Genomic DNA, 20,830 nt, shown 5'->3' with positions numbered 1-20,830 from the left:
AGACTGCGCCGCGCCCCGATCATTCTCAATATCAAAAGGCAGAAAGGTGGTATCGGTAAAACCGATAGATCTAGCGCTCTGGCACCGCCCCTTGCGCGGCGCGAATGAAATTGCGGGCGACGGAGGAAAGCGGCGCGCCCTTGCGCCAGACCAGCCCCACCTGCACCGACGGCAGATCGCCCGAGACATCGCGGATCTCGATCCGGTCGCCCTCCAGCGACCAGGGCCGGTAGACGAGCGACGGCAGCAGCGCCACGCCTGCCCCCGTTGCGACCAGCGAGCGCACCGCCTCGACCGAGCGGGTGCGGAAGGCGATGTCGGGCTTGACCGATAGCGCCCCCATCAGGCGGCGGGTCGATTCCTCGATCTCGTCCACCGTCAGGACGATCAGCTGCTCCCCCGCCAGATCGTCCAGCGTGATCGCCTCGGCATCGGCCAGCCGGTGGCCGAGCGGCAGCCAGAGCCGGTAGGGCGAGACCAGCAGGGATTCGACCTGAAGCGCGGCCCGGTCGCGGATGGTCGAGCTGAGCATGACCGCCACGTCCAGTTCGCCCCCGATCAGCAGGTGCTGAAGATAGTCGCCGTTATCCTCGATCGCCGAAAGCTCCACCTGCGGCCAGGCGCGGCGGAACCGCGACAGGATGTCGGAGAGCACATAGCCCGCGACAAGCGAGGTGACGCCCAGCGAAAGCCGCCCCGAAACGCTGCTGATTTCCTCGCGGAAGGCCATCCGCGCGGTCGAGACGTCGCCGAGGATTTGGGTCGCATGGCGCAGGAAAAGCGAGCCCTTGTGCGTGAGGTCCAGCCCCCGCGCCCGCCGCTCGAACAGCACGACGCCCAGGTCGTCCTCCAGCGACTGGATTGCCTCGGTGACCGAGGACTGGGAAATCGACAGCGCGCGCGCCGCCCCCGACACGCTGCCACGTTCGGCCGCAGCAACAAAAAATTGCAACTGCCTGAGGGTGAATGCCAAGGCCAACTCCTGTACTGATGGCATCAGGCGTCGTCCGCCTCGGTTGGTCAATGCCCATTCGCCCGTCGGCCCCTTGCGTTCGCCGGAGTTTTGTGACGGTTTCATGACGGAATTGTAACGGCGAGCGTGTAAGCCGAGCGAGGTTAGCCAACTTGGAAAACTCCCCCCTTCTCTTCGTCTTGCATGTCGCGGGCGCGGCGGCGCTGCTTATCTGGGCGGTCCGCCTCGTGAGAACGGGGGTGGAAAGAGGCTGGTCCGTGCAATTGCGGCGCTGGCTGCGGCACGGGGGCGAGACGCGCTGGGTGGCGGCGGTGTCGGGGATGGTGGCGGCGATCCTGCTGCAAAGCTCTACCGCCGTGGCGATCCTGACCTCGAACTTCGTGGCGGCAGGGACGCTGGCGGCGACCGCGGGCCTGGCGATCCTTCTGGGCGCGGATGTAGGGTCGGCGATCGTCGCGCAGATCCTTCTGTCGCGTGCAGACTGGGCCGTGCCGCTCTTGCTGGTGGCGGGGGTTGGCCTGTTTCTCAAGGCCGAGCGGCGGGAATACCGCCAGGCGGGGCGCGTGCTGATCGGGCTCGCGCTCGTCTTCGTATCGCTGGGCATGATCCGCGACGCGACCGAACCCTTGCGCGACGCGCCCGCGCTGGTGGCCGCGATGCGCTACCTGGGCGGCGATCCGATCACCGCCTTTGCCATCGGCGCGCTTTTTGCCTGGGCGGTTCACTCCTCCGTCGCGGCGGTCCTGCTGTTCGTCACGCTCGCTGCCGAAGGGGTTCTGCCCGTTCCGGCGGGCATGGCCATGGTGCTGGGCGCCAACCTCGGCGGCGCGCTCATCGCCTTTGTCCTGACGCTGAGCGCCGAGATCGAGGCGCGCCGGATCGTCGTCGCAAATCTTGCGCTACGCGGCGGCGGGGCGGCCCTCGCGCTGGCCGCGCTGTCGGCGGGGGCGATGACACCGGACCTGTTGGGAGCGACACCTGCGCGCCAGGTGATCAACCTGCACCTGGCTTTCAACCTCGTCCTGGCGCTGCTGTCGCTGCCGATCACGGGGCCGGTCCTTGGCGCGGCGCGCAAGCTGGTCAGTGTCCCGGCCACCCCGGCGATCCTTTCGCGCGTCAGCGCGCTCGACGCGGCGGCGCTCACCAATCCCGACCGCGCGCTCGCCTGCGCCTCGCGCGAGATCCTGCAGATGGGCGAAGGGATCGAGGCGATGCTGCGTTCGGTCATCGGGCTTTACGACCGCTGGGACGATCAGGTCGCCGAGGCGATCACGGCGAAAGAGGCCGAGATCGACAAGATGCATTTCGAAACGAAGCTGTACCTCGCCAAGCTCAACCGCACCCATGCGGAGGAAGACGTCACCCACAAGGGGCTGGAACTTGCCAATATGGCGGTGAACCTCGAAAGCGCGGGCGATGCCATCGCGCGGTCGATGGTGGGCCTGGCCAAGCGGCTCAACGACAGCGGCACCGCCTTTTCCGAAACCGGACGGAAAGAGGTCCGCGACTTCCACGACCGGGTTCTGTCGAACGCGCAATCGGCGCTCAACGTCCTGATGACGCTGAACCCCGATGCCGCGCGCGCCTTGGTGGAGGAAAAGGAGCATGTCCGCGCACTGGAACAGGACCTGCAACGTTCGCATCTCGACCGGCTGAAGATGGGCCGGGTCGAAAGCATCGAGACCTCGAACATCCACCAGGAAACGCTGCGCGCGCTCAAGCAGATCAACACCGCCTTTTCGATGGTCGCCTATCCGATCCTGTCGGAGACAGGCGACCTCCTGTCCAGCCGGCTGGCAAAGCCCCACCGGGGCTGATCACCGCCGCCCGTAATAAAGACCGACGACATGTTCGGCCTCGGCGAAGAACAGCCAGCGCCCGACCAGCGCGCCCGCGAGGTGCAGCGCGGCCGCGAGCGCGATGGCGACAAGCCCGGACGGCAGCGCCAGCAGCACCAGCGCCGGCAGGACGGAGACGCAAAGCAGCGCAATCACCCGCAGCTTCAGCGCATGCTTGCGCCCGACGACGTGGATCATTTCGCGCATCAGGTAGTTCGTGCCTGTATGCGGCGGCGCAAAGGAGCGCACCGCCCCCCCCCTCAGGCCGGTCGCGGTCGCAAGGGTATGGCCCCGATCGGCAAAGCGGCGGTCGCCGGTCCGGAAGCTGAGCGCCATGAAAAGCCCCAGGAGCAGCAGCAGGACCGGCGCGTTGCCAAGACCGGCCAGAAGCGCGCCGCCCGCGACCGCGTGGCCGAAGAAAAGCGCCGGCGTCGTCCAGTGGTTCCAGCGCGGCACGGTCTTCAACTGCGCGTAGATCATCGAGGTCGTCAGCACCGTGACAAGGCACAGCACCGCAGCAAGTCCACCGAGGACAGGCATCAGCCGCCCCATGAACACCGCCCCCGCCGCGACCGGCGCCATGAGCAGGAGCGAGGCGACAGAGGCCCAGCCCTCTCGTGAAAGCCAACTGCTGCGCCACTGGGTGAAGGCGCGCAGCGCGCGCTGCGGGTTTCCAAGGTGAAAGGTCGAGGCAAGCAGGCCCGCCACGGCAAGCGCATAGCCCACGCCGTAGAACAGGAGCGCCGCCCAGCCGGTCACGGGCAACAGCCCGAAGCCCAGCGTTGCCAGAAGCCCGAAGCCCATGCCGGAGAGGACGGTGAAAAGGATGACAGAAGGCGCGGGATGCATCAGATACGGTCCAGAAGTCGGTCGAGCCATCCGGCGAAACCGGTGGCCTTAATGTCAAGCAGGGGGGCCAGGGGGGCGGTTTCTTCCAGCCGGTCCTTGGGGCGTGGCGGCAGGTAGCGGTTGACGGGCTTCGTGCCCTGCTCGGGCATCAGCTCGATCCCGCCGCGTTCCGCGACCAGTTGGCTGACCGCGCTGTCGGGATCGCCCAGGTCGCCGAAATGACGCGCGCCCGCCGGGCAGGTGCGCACGCAGGCAGGGATACGGTCCACCTCTGGCAGGTTCTCGTTGTAGATGCGGTCCACGCAAAGGGTGCACTTCTTCATCACCCCCGCCGCCTGGTCCAGCTCCCGCGCGCCATATGGGCAGGCCCAGGCGCAAAGCCCGCAGCCGATGCAGGCGCTTTCGTTGACAAGGACGATCCCGTCCTCGGCCCGCTTGTAGCTGGCCCCGGTCGGGCAGACCGTCACGCAAGGCGCGTTCTCGCAGTGCAGGCAGGACTTGGGAAAATGGACCAGTTGCGCGACACCGGCCTCGGGCGTGACCTCGTAGCTGTGGACGCGGTTCAGGAAGGTGCCCGAGGGCGCGGGCCCCCAGGCGTCCTGGTCGGACAGTGGCGCGCCGTAGCCCTGATCGTTCCATCCCTTGCAGGCGGTTACGCAGGCGTGGCAGCCCACGCAGGTATCAAGATCGATGACAAGACCGAGCTTTTTTTCGGACGGGGGCGGAAGCGTCGTCATGGCCGGTTCCTCTTCGCCGGGGGAACGGGGGAGGGGATGGGCGGGAAGGCGGGCTGCGCCTGATCCGGCGGATCGACACGCTCGATCCGGACCCGCAGGTCGAACCAGGCCGCCTGCCCGGTGATCGGGTCAGAGTTCGACCAGCGATACCCATCGCCGCGGTCGGGCAGAAGCTCTGAAATCAGGTGGTTCAGCAGGAAACCCTTCGTCGCCTCGGGCGCCGCCGGGTCCAGCGCCCAGGCCCCCTTGCGCTTGCCGATCGCGTTCCAAGTCCAGACCGTGTCCCCGTTCAGCGCCGCCATATGCGCGACCGGCACCACGATCGCGCCGTTGGGCGAACTCAGCCGCGCCCAGTCGCCGTCCTTGAAGCCCTCCGCCTCCCAGACGTTCGTCGGGACGTAGAGCGGGTTTTCGCCGTGGATCTGCCTCAGCCAGGCGTTCTGCGACCCCCAGGAATGATACATCGCCATCGGGCGCTGGGTCAGCGCATGCAGTGGGTAGCCCGTGGCGCCCTCTTCGCCGAAGGGTTCGTACCAGATCGGCAGCGGGTCCATCGTCGCCTTGATGCGGTCGCGCAGATGATCGGGCGGCTGGCGTTCGTGATACCCTTCCGCAGCAAGCTGGAAGCGGCGCATGGGCTCGCAATAGATCTGGAACAGATAGGGCTGGGGCGTGTCGTAGAAGCCCATGCTGACCGCCCAGTCCTGATAGGCGCGGTTCCAGGGCTTGAAGAACTTGGCCGCGTCCGGAACCTCGGCGGCGAAGAAACCGCCATTGCTGATATAGGCGTTGATCTGGTTCGGGTTGGGCGCGCCGCGCCCCACGTCCTTGCCATGGCCGCGGAAGCCGAACAGAGGCCCCACGCCCGGCCGGCGCTGGTGGTTGACGATGTAGTCCGCATAGTCGCGGTACTTGCGCCGCCCGTCATCCGTGACGAACCCCGGAAGCCCGAGCCGCCCGGCAAGGTCCACCAGAACCGACTGGAAGCCGCGCACGTCGCGGTCGGGCTCCACCACCGGCCAGCGGATCGCATCGGCGGCATGGTCTGCCTCGCAGATCGGGCGGTCCAGCAGGCTGATGCAGTCGTGACGCTCAAGATAGGTCGTGTCCGGCAGGATCAGGTCGGCATAGGCGACCATCTCCGAGGCATAGGCATCCGAATAGATGATGCGCGGGATCATATATTCGCCGTTCCCGTCCTTCCGGGTCAGCATGCCCATCACCTCCTTCGTGTTCATGGAGGAGTTCCAGGACATGTTCGCCATGTAGAGCATCAGCGTGTCGATGCGGTAGGGATCGCCCGCCACCGCGTTCGGGATCACCATGTGCATCAGGCCATGCGCCGACAGCGGGTTTTCCCAGGTAAAGCCCTTGTCGATCCGAGCTGGGCTCTGGTCGTCGAGCTTCAGCGCCAGATGCTCGGGCCCATGCGGGAAGCCCAGGTGCGGCCCGTCGAGCGGCCGCCCCGCCATATAGTAGCTATGCGGCGTCGGATGCGCGTGGGCGGGCTTGGGATAGGGTGGCTTGAAGCGGAAGCCGCCCGGCACCTCGACCGTGCCAAGAAGGATCTGAAGGACGTGCAGCGCGCGCGCGGTCTGAAATCCGTTGGAATGCGCGGATATCCCGCGCATCGCGTGGAAGCTGACCGGGCGGCCCACCATCTTCTCATGCGTCTCGCCGCGGAAATCGGTCCAGCTTTGGTCGATCTCGATCGTCTGGTTGAACGCGACCTCCGCGATCTCGGCCGCGAGCGACCGGATGCGCGCGGCGGAAACACCGCAGCGCGCCGCGACCGCCTCGGGCGCGTATTCCGGGTCCAGGTAGCGTTCCGCCATGTGCTGGAACACGGTCCGGCAGCCGCGATGCGTGGCACCCAGATCCGGGCGGACGCCCGCCGTGTCATAAGGCACCGCATCCCCGGTCCGCCGGTCGATGACGAAGGGCTTGCCCAGGTCGTCGCGCAGCAAGAGGCCCTTTTCCTCCCCCTCGGTCTCGTCGATCAGGCAGGCGGCGTTGGTCCACCGCGCGAGGTAATCGAGATCGACCTTCCCCGCCCGCAGCAGTTCGTGGATCAGCGACAGGATCAGCAGACCATCGGTGCCGGGCGTGATGCCGATCCAGTCATCGGCCACCGCGTTGTAGCCGGTGCGGATCGGGTTCACCCCGATGATCCGCCCGCCCCGCGCCTTGACCTTGCCGATCCCCATCTTGATCGGGTTGCTGTCATGATCCTCCGCGACCCCGAACAGCACGAAAAGCCGCGTCCTGTCCCAATCGGGCTGGCCGAATTCCCAGAATGCGCCCCCCATGGTGTAGATGCCCGCCGCGGCCATGTTGACCGAGCAGAACCCGCCATGGGCCGCATAGTTGGGCGTCCCGAAGGCCTGCGCCCAGAAACTCGTGAAGCTTTGCGACTGGTCGCGCCCGGTGAAGAAGGCGAACTTTTCCGGCGCGGTCGCGCGCAGGGGCGCCAGCCACTGGGTCGCGATGCCCAGCGCCTCGTCCCAGCTGATCTCCTCGAAGGCGCCGGAGCCGCGGGGACCCACCCGGCGCAGCGGTTTTTCCAGCCGCGAAGGGGCGGTCACCTGCATGATCCCGGAGGATCCCTTCGCGCAAAGAACACCCTTGTTGACCGGGTGATCGCGGTTGCCCTCGATGTAGCTGACCTTGCCCGACTTCAGGTGCACGTTGATGCCGCAGCGGCAGGCGCACATGTAGCAGGTCGTCCGCCGGACCTCGTCCGATACCTTGGGCGAGGTCTCCAGTCTCGGTTCGTGCCGCGTCATATTTGTTGTCCCCCCTGCCCGTCTGCCCTGCGGGCCTTCTGTCTCGATCCGCCTACTATGCCCGTTCCGCGATCGCCTCCGCGATCCGGGCGATGCCCTCCGGGATCTTGCCCGGCGCGATCGAGGAGTAGGCGATGCGATAGGCATTCCCTCCCTCGCGGCCCGGCGCGAAGAATTGCCGCCCCGGTTCGATCAGCACCCCCCGCTCCCTGAGCCGCCGGGCGAGATCCTCCGTATCGACCCCCTCCGGCGCCGCCATCCAGAAGCTCGACCCGCCGAAGTCGCCGCGCCCCGCGACGGTCAGCCCGGCCTCCCGGATGGCTTCGTTCATCACCACCCGCCGCCGCCGGAACGCCTGATGCAGCCGGTTCAGATGCGCGTCGTAATGGCCAAGCGCCAGGAAGTAAGCGACCGTGCGCTGGACATGGCCCGGCGGGTGACGCAGGACCGCCCCCCGCAGCGCCCGCGCCTCCCGCACGAAGGCCTCGGAGGCCACGATGTAGCCCAGCCGCACCCCCGGAAAGAGCGATTTCGAAAACGACCCCACATAGATCACCCGCCCCTCGGTATCGAGCGACTTGAGCGACGGCGCCGCCGGCCGAAGGAACGACATCTCGAACTCGTAATCGTCCTCGACGATGACAAAGTCGTCGCGCTGCGCGCGCTCCAGCAGGGCCAGCCGCCGCTCCACCGGCATCGTGGCGTTCGTCGGGCTCTGATGCGAGGGCGTGACAAAGACCACATCCGCCCCCTGCGGCAGCACGTCGGGCGGCAGCCCCTCCTCGTCCACATCGACCGGCACAACCTCGGACTCGGTCTGCCCGAGGATGGAGCGCAGCCCCGTATAGCAGGGGTTTTCGGTCACCGCCCGCCGCCCCGGTCCCAGCAGGACCTGCGCCGAGAGCCACAGCGCGTTCTGCGCCCCGAGCGTCAGCAGCACCTCGGACGGCTCCGCGACGATCCCGCGCCGCGGCAAGAGCGAGCGCAGCACATACTCGATCAGCATCGGGTCGTCGCGCTCGTAGTAATCCTCCGTCAGCGCGTCGAAATCCCGCCGGCCAAGCGCGCGCAACGCGCATTGGCGCCAGTTCTGGTGATCGAAGAGCGCCGGGTCCGCCTGCCCGTAGATGAAAGGATAGGGATAGCTGCGCCAATCCTCCGGTCGCCCGACGATCCGGTGACCGGAAAAGTCGCGCACCATGCGCCGCCCCCAATCGACAGCGCTGCCCCGCCCGTCGGGCCGCCCCACCGCTTCGGGGCGCACGGGCGCGGTCTCCGACACATAGTGCCCCGACCGGCCGCGGGCAGAGAGATAGTCCCCCGCCACCAGTTCCGTGTAGGCGAGCGTCACGGTGATCCGGCTGACGCCCAGGTGATCGGCCAGCCGCCGGCTCGAGGGCAGCTTGTCCCCCGCCCGCAGACGCCCCGCCAGGATGCCATCGGCAATCATCGCGCGGATCTGCTGTTGCAGGGTTCCGCCCGCTCCCTGGGCAAGAAAGAAGGTTTCGACCGGGATCGTCATCTCTGGACTTATTGCACGGCAGATCTGGCTCCATCAATCCTTCCCTGCCTGGCCTGTCCTTCTTCATTGCCCAAATACCCCGGGGGTGCGGGGGCTGGCCCCCGCGTCGGTGCCCGCGAACCCGCGGGCGCTCCCCCTTGCGCCAACGCCTAGCCGAAGACCTTGGTCAGCGCCTTGTCGATCGCACCGGTGATGGCGTCGATGTCGTCGGCGGTCGCGATCAGCGCCGGGCTGAGGCAGAGCACGTTATTCAGCCCCGGAACGGAGCGGTTCGACGACCCGATGATGACCCCTTGAGCGAAGCATTCGCCGACCACGGCCGCCACCTGCTTCTCGCTCACCGGCTCCTTGGTCTGACGGTCGGCCACAAGCTCGGCCCCGCAGAACAGGCCCTTGCCGCGCACATCCCCGATGACCCGGTGCTTTTCCATCAGCGCGCGCAGGTTGTTCACCGTCCGCTCGCCCATCGCCACCGTGTTCGCGAGCAGGCCCTCGTCCTCGATGATGCGCATGTTCTCCAGCGCCGCCGCCGGACCCGCCGTGCAGCCGCCAAAGGTCGAGATATCGCGGAAATAGCCCAGCGGATCGTCCGGGTTGTCCTTGAACATCTCAAAGACGGCCTCGGTCGTGACGCAGCAGGCGATGGCGGCGTAGCCCGAGGCCACGCCCTTCGCCATGGTCACGAAATCGGGCTTGATACCGTAGTGCTGGTAGCCGAACCAGGTGCCGGTACGGCCCACGCCGCAGACGACCTCGTCGATGTGCAGAAGGATGTCGTATTTCTTGCAGATCTCCTGCACGCGCTGCCAATAGCCTTCCGGCGGCGTGATGACGCCCCCCCCGGCGGTCACGGGTTCAAGGCAGAGGCCGCCCACCGTGTCGGGACCCTCGGCCAGGATCACCTTCTCGATCTGGTCCGCCGCCCATTCGCCGTAATTCTCCACCGGCGCGCCGTCCTGCTGGTGGCGGCGGTACTCCATGCAGTGGGGAACGCGCACGAAGCCCGGCGCCAGCGGCCCGTACTGCATCACCCGCTCATCCTGGCCGCCCGCCGACATCGTGGCCAGCGTGCCGCCGTGATAGTCGCGGTCGCGATAGAGGATCTTGTACTTCTTGCCGCCGTATTTCTTGTGGGCGATCTGGCGGATCATCTTGAAGGCCTTCTCGTTGGCCTCCGAACCCGAGTTCGTATAGTAGACCCGGCTCATCCCCGGCATCTTCTCGATGAGCCGCTTCGCGAAGAGCGACCCGGGGATCGAGCCGGCCGAGTTCGCGAAGTAGTTCATCTTCACGAGCTGTTCGTAGACCGCCTTCGCGATCGTCTCGCGGCCGTAGCCGACGTTGACGGTCCAGACGCCGCCCGACACCGCGTCGATCCGCTCGACGCCCTTGGCGTCCCAGACGCGCATCCCCTTGCCTTCGACCATGACGCGCGGGTCGATGGTCTCGAAGGGCTTGTGCTGGATGAGATGGTGCCAAAGGTGGGCGCGATCTGCCTCGATCACCTCGGTCAGGTCGTTGCCGAGAACGGGAATGGTCATGATTCTACCCTCGCAATGCGAATAAGGACCGGCGGTGCCGGCATCGTTTCCCAGATCACACGGAAGCAGGGCTCAGAGATAGGTCCAGACGAATCCGGAGTTTATAGCCAGCGACCCGACCTAACCCGCGATCCGCACCGGCTGACCGTGCGGTGTGGACAGATAGGCCGCCTCCCAAAGCGCGCGGAAGCGGTCCGCTTCCTCCCGCGCGGCCATGCCGGTCCGCGCAAGCAACCCCTCCAGCGTGACCAGCCAGGCGTTCCAATAGTCGCCCTGCCCGTCCAGCGGTCGCGCGCGCCCGTGTTCTTTCAGCGTCGCACCAAAGCTTTCGGTCCATTCCGCCCAGGAAAACCGCCCCGCCTCGCTCAGCGCGACGGTCAGGGCGAAAAGCTGCGCCTGCCAGGGTTCGTCGAAGGGGGCCAGGGCGTCCTCGGTCATGCGCGCTCCAGATAGCTTTCCCAAAGGTCGAGCGTCACCTCATCCCCCGCGCGCTCGGGTGCGCCCCACAGGTCGGCGGCGCCGAAGGCCACCGTGTAAAGCGACTGGGGCTGTTCGCCCAACCCATGGGCGTTGGCGTCCGGAAAGACATGCGCGCCGTGGAGCAGCACCACGGTCCCGACCTGCCCCGCCGCATAGGACGGCAGGCGGGTATGCCCGCCTGGCACCAGGGCATTGCGCGCCGGAAGCCGGGCGCGCACCCGGTCGCCGGCCGCGAAAGCGGGGGCGCCACCCGACCGAACATAGGGCGAGCCCTTGGCCAGCGCGGGCGTGACCGCCTCGGACCGAAACAGCCGGGGATGGGGCGGAGCATCTTCCGCAGTGCCGGCAGCCAGTTCGGCCTCCGTGACCAGACCCTTGGCAACCAGCAGATCGGCCAGCGCCGCGATCCACTTCTCGTAATACGAAAACCGCGCGTAATCCTTTGGCGCGAGGCATTCCCGCGCGTGGCGCGAGGTGTCGATGTTCCAAGCCCCGAGCCCCCCGGCCGCCAGCGTCAGCGCCAGCGCGCGGCGATGCCAGTCGTTTTCGAAGGGCACGATGCCCTGCGGCTCGGGCACCACCGGCCCGTCGCCGTAGCGCCCGCCCATGTCATGGACGCGGGTCATGCGGGCCGCCCCGGCAGTCCGGTGCCGATCATCGAATCACGGGTGACGAGCGCGGCAAGCGCCGCATCGTCCAGCCCATCAGTGCCCTCGGGCCGCATCGGGATGACAAGGTATCGGACCTCGGCTGTTGAATCCCAGACCCGGACCTTCTGCCCCTCGGGCAGGGTAACGCCGAATTCGGCCAGAACCTTGCGCGGTTCACGCACCGCGCGGGCGCGGTAGGCGTCCGATTTGTACCAGGCGGGCGGAATCCCCAAAAGCGGCCACGGGTAGCAGGAACAGAGCGTGCAGACGACCATGTTATGCACCTCGGGCGTGTTTTCCACCGCCACGACATGTTCGCCCTGCCGCCCGGAAATCCCCATGTCTGCAAGGGCGCCCGCCGCATCCGTGCGCAGCGCCGCCAGGAATTGCGGATCGGACCAGGCCCGCGCCACCACCTGGGCCCCAAGGTGCGGTCCGACCTTCTTTTCGTAGGTCTCAAGGATCACATCCAGCGCGGCAGGATCGACCAGCCCCTTCCGGGTCAGGATCGTCTCCAACGCCTTGACGCGCAGCGCGGGGTCGGAGGGCAGAAGCGAATGCGGGTGGTCGTGGTGATCGTGGGGCATGGCGCGCAGGATGCGCCGTGACCGCGCGACTGTCCAGCGCCCGAAACCCCGCGCCCGCAACGCCGCCGCACACCTTGGCCGAACTGCGCGAAGGCACCCGGGCGCGCTTGACGCTCCGGGCGATTCCGCGTAAGAGCGCCCAACAGAATTCAAGGCGTGGCCCCTGCCGCGTCCAAGAGTGTTATGGACATGCGGGTTCGGCCATGCGCGCCGGGTCCAGCCGAACGAAGGAAAAGAAAATGTCGCGCGTCTGCGAACTGACCGGTAAGGGCCCGATGTCGGGCAACAACGTGAGCCACGCGAACAACAAGACGCGTCGCCGCTTCCTTCCCAACCTGAACGAAGTCACCCTGATCTCTGACGCTCTGGGCCAGTCGTTCAAGCTGCGCATCTCGGCCGCGGCGCTGCGGACCGTGGATCACCGCGGCGGGCTCGACGCCTTCCTCGCCAAGGCGAAGGACGAGGAACTGTCCTCCAAGGCGCTGAAGATCAAGAAAGACATCGAAAAGGCCCAGGCCGCCTGAGGCCAGCCCTACGGTATGATTGATGCGGCCCCGACCGAAAGGCGGGGCCGCTTCATTTTGCCCCCTCGCAAAGCCGCGTGGTTTGCGGTAGCTCCGGCCCCATGACACCCTTGGCCCGCTCAGCCGCCGCCGTCGCCGTGTCGCTGGCCCTGATCCTGACGGGCTGGGCGGCCGCTTTCGCGCGCGGCCAGGTGACGGACGGCCATGGCCAGGTGCTTGTTCTCTGCGCCCAGGGCGGACTGGTTCAAGTCACGCTCGATTCGCAGGGGCGACCGACGGGCGAAAGCCGCCTGTGCCCGGATCTGGCCGCCAACCTGATGGCGGCGCTTTCGGCCCCCCTGCCCGATGCCGCCCTCCCGCGCCAGGCACTGCGCCTTCACATCAACCGCGCTGGCCGCCCCGAGCATGGCCGCGACATGCCCGGAAACTCTGCGCGCGATCCCCCCTTTCTTGTCTGAGCCCCGAACCCCAACCAATCAGACAGGACGAAATCATGACACTCCTCAAATCTGCGCTCGCTGCGCTTGCCTTTTCGCTCGCCTCCCCCGCCTTCGCGGCAGAGGACGTGACCATCACCGACGCCTATGCCCGCATGATGCCGGGATCGAAGGCCGGCGCGGCCTTCTTCGTGATCGAGAACCATTCCGACACCGACGACCGCCTGGTCGCTGTGGCCTCTGATGCCGCGATGAAGGTGGAACTTCACACCCACCAGCAGGCCGCCGACGGCACCATGCAGATGATCCATGTCGAGGAAGGCTTCGCGGTCCCGGCGGGCGGCGCCCACACGCTGGCACGCGGCGGGGACCATGTCATGTTCATGGGCCTGCAGGGCGAGCGCGGCGCGACGGTCACCGTCACGCTCACCTTCGAACATGCCGGCGACATGACGGTGGAGATCCCCGTCGACAACGACCGCTGAGGCCCGGACGCGGCGCCCCGGACGGGCCGCTCGGACGGGGCGCTCGGACGGGGCGCTCGGACGGGGCGCCCTGACCCGCAAGGTTACCCCAAGCGTGCATCCGTCAACGGCCGGATGCACGCCCCCGCTTTCGGCGCGGCAACCGGCGCGCGCTCTCCCTCCGGCGGAGTCGAATTCCGACTTTCGCGCGATTTTTCGTGGTAGCCTTCGGGCTTCAAGCCGAAAATAAGGGGGATTGCGTTATGGGGTTCTACCTGTTCCAGGGGCGCTATACGGCCGCGTCCATGAAGGCGATGATCGACAATCCGCAGGACCGCAAGCAAGCGGCCGCCAAGATGATCGAGGCGGTCGGCGGCAAGCTGCACCACATGTTCTTCGCCTTCGGGTCGGAGGATATCTACGCCCTGATCGAGGCGCCGGATGATAAGGCCATGATTGCCGGCTCCCTGATCGTGGGGGCGAGCGGGGCGATGTCGTCGGGATCGACAACCAAGCTCATCTCGGTCGAGGATGCGGCGGAAAGCATGCGCATGGCGCAGAAGGCTGCCGGATCCTACGCACCGCCGAAGGCCTGACGCCCAAGGGAACCGATAGGGCCCGCAGACACCGGAATTGACAGCGGTCGCCCGGCTCGCGTAGCGCTGGAGCCATGCCGGTTCGCTTGATCTTTGTGTGTCTGGGCAACATCTGCCGCTCTCCCACGGCCGAGGTCGTCCTGCGCGCCAAGGCGCAGGGTCGCGGCGTTGAGCTGACGCTGGACAGCGCAGGCACGAGCGGCTGGCATGTGGGCGAGCCGCCCTATGCGCCGATGATCCGGGCCGCCGCGCTGCGGGGCTACGACCTGACGCCGCTGCGCGCGCGCCGGTTCGAAGCCGGGGATTTCCTGCGCTTCGACGTGGTTCTGGTGATGGACGAGGCGAACCGCCAGGCGGTCGAGGCGCTGCGCCCTGCCGGCAATCAGGTGCCGGTCCGGCTGTTCCTGGACCACGCCCCGGACTGCGGGACCTCCGAGGTCCCGGACCCCTACTACACGCGCGACTTCAATGGCACGATCGACCTCATCGAACGCGCCGCCGAGGGCTTGCTGGACGCGCTCGGAACCTAGCCCTGTGCGCAGAAGCTTTCCGCGGTTTCGCCGAAATTCTTGTAGCGCAGCCAGAACGCCTCATGCTTTGCGTTGTCGGAGGTGCGGATTTCCTGCGCCTTGTCCGGGTCCTTGATGAAGCGGGCGGCCATCTTCTGATCCGAACCCGACAGCGTCATGTCCGCGACATACTGGATACAGGTGCATGTGGCGGGGCTGGCGGCGGATCGGCCCGATTTCAAGCAGGCGCTTTCCACGGGTCCTGCGAAAGCCGCTCCGCCGCAAACTGCCACAGCCGCGCAAAGCGCCGCGGCGACTACCGACAATTTCATACCGTCCCCCTCTGGACAGACAATCCGTTCTCCGGACGCGATTTACGGCGCCGGATTATGCCGACGAAGGTCCCGCCTGGCAATGCCCCCTTCAATCGAGCCGGGTGGCCGGATAACCCTCTTCGGCCAGGGCGGCCATCACCTTGTCCGCGCTCAGCGCGCCCTCGACGCTGACCTCGTGCGCCGCCAGATCGACCGCGACCTTTGCGCCCGCGTCCTGGGCCGCGATGGCGCGCTCCACCGCTGCCTTGCAGTGGCCGCAGCTCATGTCGGGTACCGAGAATTTCATGCCGTCGTCTCCTGCCAGGATGCAGGATCTAGATCGTCCGCGGGGCGACGAAGGTCAAGCCCCCCCTCAGGCCGCAAAGGCCGCCATGCGATCGGCGACCACCCGTTCCGCCACCTGGTTGGGGCTGACGCCCTCGGACGCGGCCCGCGTCAGGATCGCGTCCATCGTCGCGTCAAGCCGCGCGAGGCGCTCGGCGACCCAGGCCTCCCGGTCCGGCCGCCGCAGGATCTCGGCCGCGACATTGATGATACCCCCGCCGTTGGCGACAAAATCAGGCGCATAGAGAATGCCACGCCGATGCAGCGCCACCCCGTCTTCGGGCGTCGCAAGCTGGTTGTTCGCGCCACCCGCGACGATCGTAGCCGCGATTTCGGGCACGGTGCGGTGGTTGACGATCCCCCCGATGGCGCAGGGGGCAAAGACATCGGCCGGCACCGCTTGGATCCGGTCCACGGTGGCAACCTCCGCGCCCCAGGCCGCGACAGCCGCAGAAACGCGCCCGGCATCCACGTCGGCCACCACAAGCCGCGCCCCCGCAGCATGCAGCAGCGCGCCAAGGTTGCGGCCGACATTGCCAAGGCCCTGGATCGCGACGACCCGCCCCGTCAGCACATCCGTTCCCATGCGGTGACGCAACGCGGACCGCATGGCATTGAACACGCCCCGCGCGGTCACCGGCGACGGATCGCCCGATCCGTGCGCGCCGCCAGCGAGCCCCGCGACAAACCGGGTTTCTTCCGCGATCACCGCCATGTCCGCCGTGGTCATCCCCATGTCCTCGGCCGTCCAGTAGCGGCCATTCAGGCTCTCGACCGCGCGCCCCACCGCCCGCAGCAGCGCAGGCGTCTTGCCCGTCGCGGGATTGCCGATGATCACCGCCTTGCCGCCGCCCAGCGGCAGGCCCGCCGCCGCGTTCTTCAGCGTCATCCCGCGCGAAAGCCGCAGGACATCCTCCAGCGCCTCGTCCTCCTGGCCGTAGGGGCGCATCCGCAACCCTCCGGCGGCGGGACCAAGCTGGGTGGAGTGGATGGCAATGAAGCCGATCAGCCCGCTTTCAGCGTCCTCAAGGCGATAGACCTCCTCATGGCTCTCGATGGTCAGCCGGGTGATTTGCATGGTGTCCTCCGCACAGCGCTTCCCAAGTCAGAATATCACCAGCGTCGAAGCGGATTTCAGCGTTTCTATTATGTACTAACTTTGATTCTAGTGTAATTCACTAATATTGAATGATTTGGTGGAGAAACCCTCCATGGACACCATAGACCGCCGCATCATCGCGGCACTTCAGAAGGATGGGCGGATCAGCGTCACCGACCTGGCCACCGCGGTCGGGCTGTCGCCGACGCCCTGCGCCCGCCGCGTTGCGCGGCTTGAGCGCGAAGGGATCATCAGGGGCTTCACCGCGCGGATCGACCAGCAGGCGCTTGGCCTGCCGGTGTCGGTCTTCATCTGGGTGGAGCTTGAAACCCAGTCGAAAGAGGCCATCGACACTTTCGAGCGCGCGATCCGGGGGTTTGACAGGGTGATGGAGTGTCACCTGATGACCGGCTCGCGCGATATCCTGATGCGGGTTGTCGCCGCCGATCTGTCCGATTTCGACCGCTTTCTTGAGGAGCGCCTGATGCGTGTGCCCGGCATCCGCTCGATGCGCTCCTCCTTCGCGCTGCGCAGCATGGTGGACCGCCCGGCGCTTCCGATCGTGTGACCACCGCGGCGCGCCGTTTCGACCCGCCCCAAGGGCTCGCCCGAGACGGCGCGCGGCCGACCTCAGACGAAGCGGTTCACCAGGTTTTCCAGGCGCTCCTGCCGGCCGGAGCGGGGTTGCGGGTCGATGCCCTCCCGCTCGACCGCCGCCGCGATGGAGGCGAGGTCGCTTTTCAGCATCGCCCGCGCTTCGGGCGCGTCCCAACCGGCATAGCGCTCGGCGCGCAGCCGCTCCAGCGTGCCATCGGACAGCATGGCGGCGGCGGATTTCAGCGCCCGCGCGCAGGTGTCCATGCCGCCGACATGGGCAAGGATCAGGTCCTCCGGCTCCAGCGACTGGCGGCGGATCTTGGCGTCGAAGTTCGTGCCGCCGGTCGTGAACCCGCCCGCGCGCAGGATCTCGTAATAGGCCAGCGTGACCTCGGGCGCGTTGTTCGGGAACTGGTCGGTATCCCAACCCGACTGGTAGTCGTTGCGGTTCATGTCGATCGACCCGAAGATGCCGAGCGAGGCCGCCAGCGCGATCTCATGCTCGAACGAGTGCCCGGCCAGGATCGCGTGGCCCTGTTCGATGTTCACCTTGACCTCGCCCTCAAGCCCGAACCGTTTGAGAAAGCCGTAGACGGTGGCCACGTCGTAGTCATACTGATGCTTCGAAGGCTCCTGGGGCTTCGGTTCGATCAGGATCGCGCCCTTGAAGCCGGTCTTGTGCTTATAATCGACGACCATCGAGAGGAAGCGGCCCGCCTGCTCGGCCTCGCGCCCCAGGTCGGTGTTCAGAAGCGTCTCGTACCCCTCGCGCCCACCCCAGAGGACGTAGTTTTCGCCGCGGAGCTTCATCGTGGCATCCATGCAGGATTTCACGGTCGCGGCGGACCAGGCAAAGACCTCCGGGTCGGGGTTGGTGGCCGCGCCCGACATGAAGCGGCGGTCGCTGAACAGGTTCGCCGTGCCCCAAAGGAGCCGCGTGCGGCTCGTCTGCATCTTTTCGCCGAAGTAATCGACGATCTCCTCAAGGTTGCGGCGGCTTTCGGCAAAGTTCGCGCCTTCCGGGCGGGCGTCGGCATCGTGGAAGCAGAAGAAGGGCGCGCCAAGGATGTCGAACATCTCGAACGCGACATCGGCCTTGATCTTCGCGAGCGCCATGCCATCGCCGAACCAGGGCCGTTCGAAGGTCTGCCCGCCAAAGGGATCGCCGCCGGGCCAGGCAAAGCTGTGCCAATAGGCGACGGCGAAGCGCAGGTGATCCTCCATCCGCTTGCCCATGACGACCTCGTCGGGGTTGTAGTGGCGGAAGGCGAATTCGTTCTCCGTCTCCGGCCCTTCGTAGCGGATTTTCGGGATGTCGCGGAAGAAGTCGGTCATGTGATCCTCTTGGATTGATCCTGTGTGTCGGCGGCCGGGGCGTTCCAGCGCCGCACCGCCTGCCCGTCGTCGAAAAACGCCTCGAAGACGGGTGAAGCCAGAATTGCACTCATGTGCAGCATGCCGGTTCCGGCGTTGGTGAACCCGTGGCTCTCCCCTTCCGGGACGACCACGGACTGGCCACGTTCCAGTCGCAGGTGCGTCGTCCCCAGCCACAGGTCGGCCACGCCGTCGAGAACCGTCAAGATCTCCTCGACCGGATGGCGGTGCGTCGGCGCGCCGGCGCCCGGTTCGATCCATTGCTCGAAGACGCATAGATGCCGCGCGCCGGTCACCCCGGACACCTGCATTCGCGTCGTTACCCCGGGGCGCCAGGCCTCGGGCGGATGATCGTCGTGACGAATCGCCTGCATGGTTGGCAACCTCCTTCGATCAGACGAGGGCCGCGCTCATCAGAAGATCGCGCGCCGCGTGGTAGCGGGCGTGCGCCTCGGCGAAGGCCGGGACAAGCGCGGCGTCGGGCATGACGACGCGTTCGGTCGCGGGCGGGGTCGCGATGCCGGTGTCGCCGGTCGCGGCCATCATGCCAAGCCGCGCCGCACCAAAGGCTGCGCCGAAATCGCCCGCGGCGGGGATCGTCAGCGGCAGGTCTAGCGCGGTCGCTATGACCTTCAGCCAGTAGTCGGAGCGGCTGCCGCCGCCCACGGCCACGCAGGTCTCGATCCGGGTGCCGGTCGCGGCCAGCGCATCGCGGCAGTCGCGCAGCGCGAAGGCCACGCCCTCCAGCACCGCGCGGGTCGCGGCGGCGCGGTCCGTCGCATGTTCCAGGCCTAGGAACGCGCCGCGCACGCGCGCGCTGTTCAAGGGCGTCCGCTCTCCGCCCAGGTAGGGCAGGAACAGCGTTCGGCCCGGCGCTTGCAGCGCGCCGAGCGCGGCGGTCAGCTCGGCCGCGCCTGCCCCCGCGATCCCCGCGAACCAATTGAGCGCATCGGTCGCCGACAGGATCACCCCCATCTGGTGCCATGTGCCCGGCAGGGCGTGGCAGAAGGTGTGAACGGCAGTTTCCGGCGCGGGCCGGTAGCCTTCGTTCGCGGCAAAGAGCACGCCGGAGGTTCCGAGCGAGACAAAGGCCTGGCCGGCGCGCACCACCCCCATCCCGATGGCAGAGGCCGCGTTGTCGCCGCCCCCGCCCGCGACGGCAACACTGGACGAAAGCCCCCAGCGGCGCGCCAGTTCCGGGCGCAGGGTGCCTGAAACATCGGACCCTTCGACCAGCCGGGGCATCGCGCCCCGGTCAAGCTGGCTCAGCGCCAGTAGCCGGTCGCTCCAGTCCCGCTTGCCGGTGTCGAGCCAGCTTGTCCCGGCCGCGTCCGACATTTCCGCCACATGGTCGCCCGTCAGCCAGAGCCGCAGGTAATCCTTGGGCAGCAGCACATGGGCAACCTTGCCGAAGATCGCGGGCTCGTGCTTGCGCACCCAGTGCAGCTTCGGCGCGGTGAAGCCGGGGAAGACGATGTTTCCGGTCACGGCGCGCCAGAGCGGATCGGCGTCCATCGCCGCCGCCTCGGCGTGCGACCTGGTGTCGTTCCAAAGGATGCAGGGGCGCAGCACCTGGTCGGCGCGATCAAGCAGCGTCGCGCCGTGCATGTGACCCGACAGCCCGATCGCCTTCACGCCCGCCAGAGATTGCCGGGCGGCAAGCGCATCCAGCACCGTTTCGGCCGCGGCGATCCAGCTGTCGGGCGCCTGCTCCGACCAGCCTTCTTGCGGCCGTGTCACCACCAGCGGCGCGCTTGCCTCCGCGAGAACCCGCTGATCCTCGTTGATCAGAAGCGCCTTGAGCGCCGAGGTTCCAAGATCGAGCCCGATATACATCACGCGGCCAGGTGTTCGGGTTTCTTGCCTGCGATGATCATGGCCAGGATGTCATCCTCGCTGACCTCATCGACCTTGACCACGCCCACAAGCTGGCCGTTCTTCATCACCGCCGCGCGGTCGCAAAGCTTCTTGACCGCATGCACGTCGTGGTCGATCAGGAAGATCCCCAGGCCTTGGCGCTTCAACTCCTGGATCAGCTCGGCGACCATCTGGGTTTCCTGCGGACCAAGCGCCGCGGTCGGTTCGTCCATGATCAGGATGCGGGCGTTGAAATAGACCGCCCGCGCGATGGCGACCGACTGCCGCTGGCCACCCGACAGGGCCGAGACGGGGTCCTTGAACTTGCGGAAGTTCGGGTTGAGGCGCGCCATGATCTTGCGCGTCTCCGCCTCCATCTGCACGTCGTCCACGGTGCCGAAGGGGGTGGTCAACTCACGCCCCAGGAACAGGTTCGCGGCGGCGTCGAGGTTATCTGCCAGCGCCAGCGTCTGATAGATCGTCTCGATATTGTAGGCCCGGGCGTCGCGGGGGTTGGCGATTTCCACCTTCGCGCCGTTGATGAAGATCTCGCCCGCGTCCTTCTGGTAGGCGCCCGACAGGCACTTGATCAGCGTCGACTTGCCCGCGCCGTTATGGCCCAGCAGGCCCACGACCTCGCCGGGGTAAAGATCGACGCTGACGTGATCCACGGCCTTGATGCCACCAAAGGCGATCGAGATGTCGCGAAGTTCGACAAGCGGGGCTTCCTTGCGGTTCTCAGTCATGGCGG

The 20,830-nt window shown here is 67.2% G+C and carries 23 protein-coding genes; 7 read left to right on the top strand and 16 right to left on the bottom strand.

The features are described 5' to 3' along the window. Positions 1-70: 70 nt before the first annotated feature. Positions 71-973: a LysR family transcriptional regulator gene (locus OE647_RS09110; protein WP_263721416.1), complete on the bottom strand. Its 903-nt coding sequence runs from the start codon at positions 971-973 to the stop codon at positions 71-73. A 152-nt stretch (positions 974-1,125) separates the two neighbouring features. On the opposite strand from OE647_RS09110, the gene OE647_RS09105 reads away from it, so the two are divergent. Next, positions 1,126-2,790, top strand: a complete 1,665-nt coding sequence (locus tag OE647_RS09105; protein ID WP_263721415.1) for a Na/Pi cotransporter family protein — start codon at positions 1,126-1,128, stop codon at positions 2,788-2,790. Here the strand turns inward: OE647_RS09105 and OE647_RS09100 are convergent, their stop codons facing one another. The 8 genes from OE647_RS09100 to nthA form a co-directional block, all read right to left on the bottom strand. Beyond that, positions 2,791-3,660: a dimethyl sulfoxide reductase anchor subunit family protein gene (locus OE647_RS09100; protein ID WP_263721414.1), complete on the bottom strand. Its 870-nt coding sequence runs from the start codon at positions 3,658-3,660 to the stop codon at positions 2,791-2,793. After that, on the bottom strand, positions 3,660-4,397 hold the full coding sequence (locus OE647_RS09095; RefSeq protein ID WP_263721413.1) for a 4Fe-4S dicluster domain-containing protein: 738 nt from the start codon (positions 4,395-4,397) through the stop codon (positions 3,660-3,662). Before OE647_RS09095 ends, OE647_RS09100 begins: the two co-directional genes overlap by 1 nt. Beyond that, entirely contained in the window at positions 4,394-7,183 is a 2,790-nt protein-coding gene (locus tag OE647_RS09090) for a molybdopterin oxidoreductase family protein (protein WP_263721412.1), read from the bottom strand. The genes OE647_RS09095 and OE647_RS09090 overlap by 4 nt, the downstream gene beginning before the upstream one ends. Before the next feature lie 55 nt (positions 7,184-7,238). Then, entirely contained in the window at positions 7,239-8,705 is a 1,467-nt protein-coding gene (gene pdxR, locus OE647_RS09085; protein WP_263721411.1) for a MocR-like pyridoxine biosynthesis transcription factor PdxR, read from the bottom strand. A gap of 149 nt (positions 8,706-8,854) precedes the next feature. Next, a complete protein-coding gene (locus OE647_RS09080; protein ID WP_263721410.1) occupies positions 8,855-10,246 on the bottom strand; it encodes an aminotransferase family protein in 1,392 nt (463 codons plus the stop codon). A gap of 120 nt (positions 10,247-10,366) precedes the next feature. Continuing rightward, positions 10,367-10,684 carry a nitrile hydratase accessory protein gene (locus OE647_RS09075; RefSeq protein WP_263721409.1) on the bottom strand — a complete coding sequence of 106 codons (318 nt, stop codon included), beginning with the start codon at positions 10,682-10,684 and terminating at the stop codon, positions 10,367-10,369. Then, complete coding sequence (gene nthB, locus OE647_RS09070) at positions 10,681-11,352, bottom strand: nitrile hydratase subunit beta (RefSeq protein ID WP_263721408.1); 672 nt, start codon at positions 11,350-11,352, stop codon at positions 10,681-10,683. The genes OE647_RS09075 and nthB overlap by 4 nt, the downstream gene beginning before the upstream one ends. Next, complete coding sequence (gene nthA / locus OE647_RS09065) at positions 11,349-11,963, bottom strand: nitrile hydratase subunit alpha (protein ID WP_263721407.1); 615 nt, start codon at positions 11,961-11,963, stop codon at positions 11,349-11,351. The genes nthB and nthA overlap by 4 nt, the downstream gene beginning before the upstream one ends. A 239-nt stretch (positions 11,964-12,202) precedes the next feature. Between nthA and rpmB the strand changes: the two genes are divergently transcribed. The 5 genes from rpmB to OE647_RS09040 all read left to right on the top strand — a co-directional run bounded on the left by rpmB (position 12,203) and on the right by OE647_RS09040 (position 14,514). Then, the gene (gene rpmB / locus OE647_RS09060; RefSeq protein WP_263721406.1) at positions 12,203-12,487 is read left to right on the top strand and encodes a 50S ribosomal protein L28; all 285 of its coding nucleotides are present in this window, start codon (positions 12,203-12,205) and stop codon (positions 12,485-12,487) included. 101 nt (positions 12,488-12,588) lie between these two features. Beyond that, positions 12,589-12,945: a hypothetical protein gene (locus OE647_RS09055; protein ID WP_263721405.1), complete on the top strand. Its 357-nt coding sequence runs from the start codon at positions 12,589-12,591 to the stop codon at positions 12,943-12,945. 35 nt (positions 12,946-12,980) lie between these two features. Further along, positions 12,981-13,409 carry a copper chaperone PCu(A)C gene (locus tag OE647_RS09050; RefSeq protein WP_263721404.1) on the top strand — a complete coding sequence of 143 codons (429 nt, stop codon included), beginning with the start codon at positions 12,981-12,983 and terminating at the stop codon, positions 13,407-13,409. Between the two features lie 242 nt (positions 13,410-13,651). After that, a complete protein-coding gene (locus tag OE647_RS09045; protein WP_263721403.1) occupies positions 13,652-13,984 on the top strand; it encodes a GYD domain-containing protein in 333 nt (110 codons plus the stop codon). Positions 13,985-14,058: 74 nt separating this feature from the next. Then, positions 14,059-14,514 carry a low molecular weight protein-tyrosine-phosphatase gene (locus OE647_RS09040; RefSeq protein ID WP_263721402.1) on the top strand — a complete coding sequence of 152 codons (456 nt, stop codon included), beginning with the start codon at positions 14,059-14,061 and terminating at the stop codon, positions 14,512-14,514. Here the strand turns inward: OE647_RS09040 and OE647_RS09035 are convergent. From OE647_RS09035 to OE647_RS09025, 3 genes are all read right to left on the bottom strand, one after another. After that, complete coding sequence (locus OE647_RS09035; protein WP_263721401.1) at positions 14,511-14,825, bottom strand: hypothetical protein; 315 nt, start codon at positions 14,823-14,825, stop codon at positions 14,511-14,513. The genes OE647_RS09040 and OE647_RS09035 overlap by 4 nt on opposite strands. 91 nt (positions 14,826-14,916) lie before the next feature. After that, positions 14,917-15,114: a heavy-metal-associated domain-containing protein gene (locus tag OE647_RS09030; RefSeq protein WP_263721400.1), complete on the bottom strand. Its 198-nt coding sequence runs from the start codon at positions 15,112-15,114 to the stop codon at positions 14,917-14,919. A gap of 66 nt (positions 15,115-15,180) precedes the next feature. Further along, on the bottom strand, positions 15,181-16,230 hold the full coding sequence (locus OE647_RS09025) for a Glu/Leu/Phe/Val family dehydrogenase (RefSeq protein WP_263721399.1): 1,050 nt from the start codon (positions 16,228-16,230) through the stop codon (positions 15,181-15,183). A 133-nt stretch (positions 16,231-16,363) separates the two neighbouring features. On the opposite strand from OE647_RS09025, the gene OE647_RS09020 reads away from it, so the two are divergent. Then, positions 16,364-16,819, top strand: a complete 456-nt coding sequence (locus OE647_RS09020; RefSeq protein WP_263721398.1) for an Lrp/AsnC family transcriptional regulator — start codon at positions 16,364-16,366, stop codon at positions 16,817-16,819. Positions 16,820-16,881: 62 nt separating this feature from the next. On the opposite strand, the gene xylA is transcribed toward OE647_RS09020, so the two are convergent. Genes xylA through OE647_RS09000 form a run of 4 tightly spaced genes read right to left on the bottom strand, consistent with a single transcriptional unit; the run spans position 16,882 to position 20,825 of the window. Further along, positions 16,882-18,183 (bottom strand): xylose isomerase, encoded by a 1,302-nt coding sequence (gene xylA, locus OE647_RS09015; protein ID WP_263721397.1) that lies wholly within the window; start codon positions 18,181-18,183, stop codon positions 16,882-16,884. After that, positions 18,180-18,596 carry a cupin domain-containing protein gene (locus tag OE647_RS09010; protein WP_263721396.1) on the bottom strand — a complete coding sequence of 139 codons (417 nt, stop codon included), beginning with the start codon at positions 18,594-18,596 and terminating at the stop codon, positions 18,180-18,182. Before OE647_RS09010 ends, xylA begins: the two co-directional genes overlap by 4 nt. Positions 18,597-18,615: 19 nt before the next feature. Further along, entirely contained in the window at positions 18,616-20,058 is a 1,443-nt protein-coding gene (gene xylB, locus OE647_RS09005) for a xylulokinase (protein WP_263721395.1), read from the bottom strand. Then, positions 20,058-20,825 (bottom strand): ATP-binding cassette domain-containing protein, encoded by a 768-nt coding sequence (locus OE647_RS09000; protein ID WP_263721394.1) that lies wholly within the window; start codon positions 20,823-20,825, stop codon positions 20,058-20,060. The genes xylB and OE647_RS09000 overlap by 1 nt, the downstream gene beginning before the upstream one ends. Positions 20,826-20,830 lie beyond the last annotated feature (5 nt).

Origin of the sequence: Albidovulum sediminicola (assembly GCF_025751575.1) — a bacterium.
GTDB classification, from domain to species: Bacteria; Pseudomonadota; Alphaproteobacteria; order Rhodobacterales; family Rhodobacteraceae; genus Albidovulum; species Albidovulum sediminicola.
This window is presented reverse-complemented; position numbering and strand designations above follow the sequence as displayed.

Coding starts and splice junctions, on each gene's coding strand:
- OE647_RS09100 (WP_263721414.1), bottom strand. CDS start 3,660: ATGCATCCCGCGCCTTCTGTCATCCTTTTCACCGTCCTCTCCGGCATG.
- OE647_RS09095 (WP_263721413.1), bottom strand. CDS start 4,397: ATGACGACGCTTCCGCCCCCGTCCGAAAAAAAGCTCGGTCTTGTCATC.
- OE647_RS09090 (WP_263721412.1), bottom strand. CDS start 7,183: ATGACGCGGCACGAACCGAGACTGGAGACCTCGCCCAAGGTATCGGAC.
- pdxR (WP_263721411.1), bottom strand. CDS start 8,705: ATGACGATCCCGGTCGAAACCTTCTTTCTTGCCCAGGGAGCGGGCGGA.
- OE647_RS09080 (WP_263721410.1), bottom strand. CDS start 10,246: ATGACCATTCCCGTTCTCGGCAACGACCTGACCGAGGTGATCGAGGCA.
- OE647_RS09075 (WP_263721409.1), bottom strand. CDS start 10,684: ATGACCGAGGACGCCCTGGCCCCCTTCGACGAACCCTGGCAGGCGCAG.
- nthB (WP_263721408.1), bottom strand. CDS start 11,352: ATGACCCGCGTCCATGACATGGGCGGGCGCTACGGCGACGGGCCGGTG.
- nthA (WP_263721407.1), bottom strand. CDS start 11,963: ATGCCCCACGATCACCACGACCACCCGCATTCGCTTCTGCCCTCCGAC.
- rpmB (WP_263721406.1), top strand. CDS start 12,203: ATGTCGCGCGTCTGCGAACTGACCGGTAAGGGCCCGATGTCGGGCAAC.
- OE647_RS09055 (WP_263721405.1), top strand. CDS start 12,589: ATGACACCCTTGGCCCGCTCAGCCGCCGCCGTCGCCGTGTCGCTGGCC.
- OE647_RS09050 (WP_263721404.1), top strand. CDS start 12,981: ATGACACTCCTCAAATCTGCGCTCGCTGCGCTTGCCTTTTCGCTCGCC.
- OE647_RS09045 (WP_263721403.1), top strand. CDS start 13,652: ATGGGGTTCTACCTGTTCCAGGGGCGCTATACGGCCGCGTCCATGAAG.
- OE647_RS09040 (WP_263721402.1), top strand. CDS start 14,059: ATGCCGGTTCGCTTGATCTTTGTGTGTCTGGGCAACATCTGCCGCTCT.
- OE647_RS09035 (WP_263721401.1), bottom strand. CDS start 14,825: ATGAAATTGTCGGTAGTCGCCGCGGCGCTTTGCGCGGCTGTGGCAGTT.
- OE647_RS09030 (WP_263721400.1), bottom strand. CDS start 15,114: ATGAAATTCTCGGTACCCGACATGAGCTGCGGCCACTGCAAGGCAGCG.
- OE647_RS09025 (WP_263721399.1), bottom strand. CDS start 16,230: ATGCAAATCACCCGGCTGACCATCGAGAGCCATGAGGAGGTCTATCGC.
- OE647_RS09020 (WP_263721398.1), top strand. CDS start 16,364: ATGGACACCATAGACCGCCGCATCATCGCGGCACTTCAGAAGGATGGG.
- xylA (WP_263721397.1), bottom strand. CDS start 18,183: ATGACCGACTTCTTCCGCGACATCCCGAAAATCCGCTACGAAGGGCCG.
- OE647_RS09010 (WP_263721396.1), bottom strand. CDS start 18,596: ATGCAGGCGATTCGTCACGACGATCATCCGCCCGAGGCCTGGCGCCCC.
- xylB (WP_263721395.1), bottom strand. CDS start 20,058: ATGTATATCGGGCTCGATCTTGGAACCTCGGCGCTCAAGGCGCTTCTG.
- OE647_RS09000 (WP_263721394.1), bottom strand. CDS start 20,825: ATGACTGAGAACCGCAAGGAAGCCCCGCTTGTCGAACTTCGCGACATC.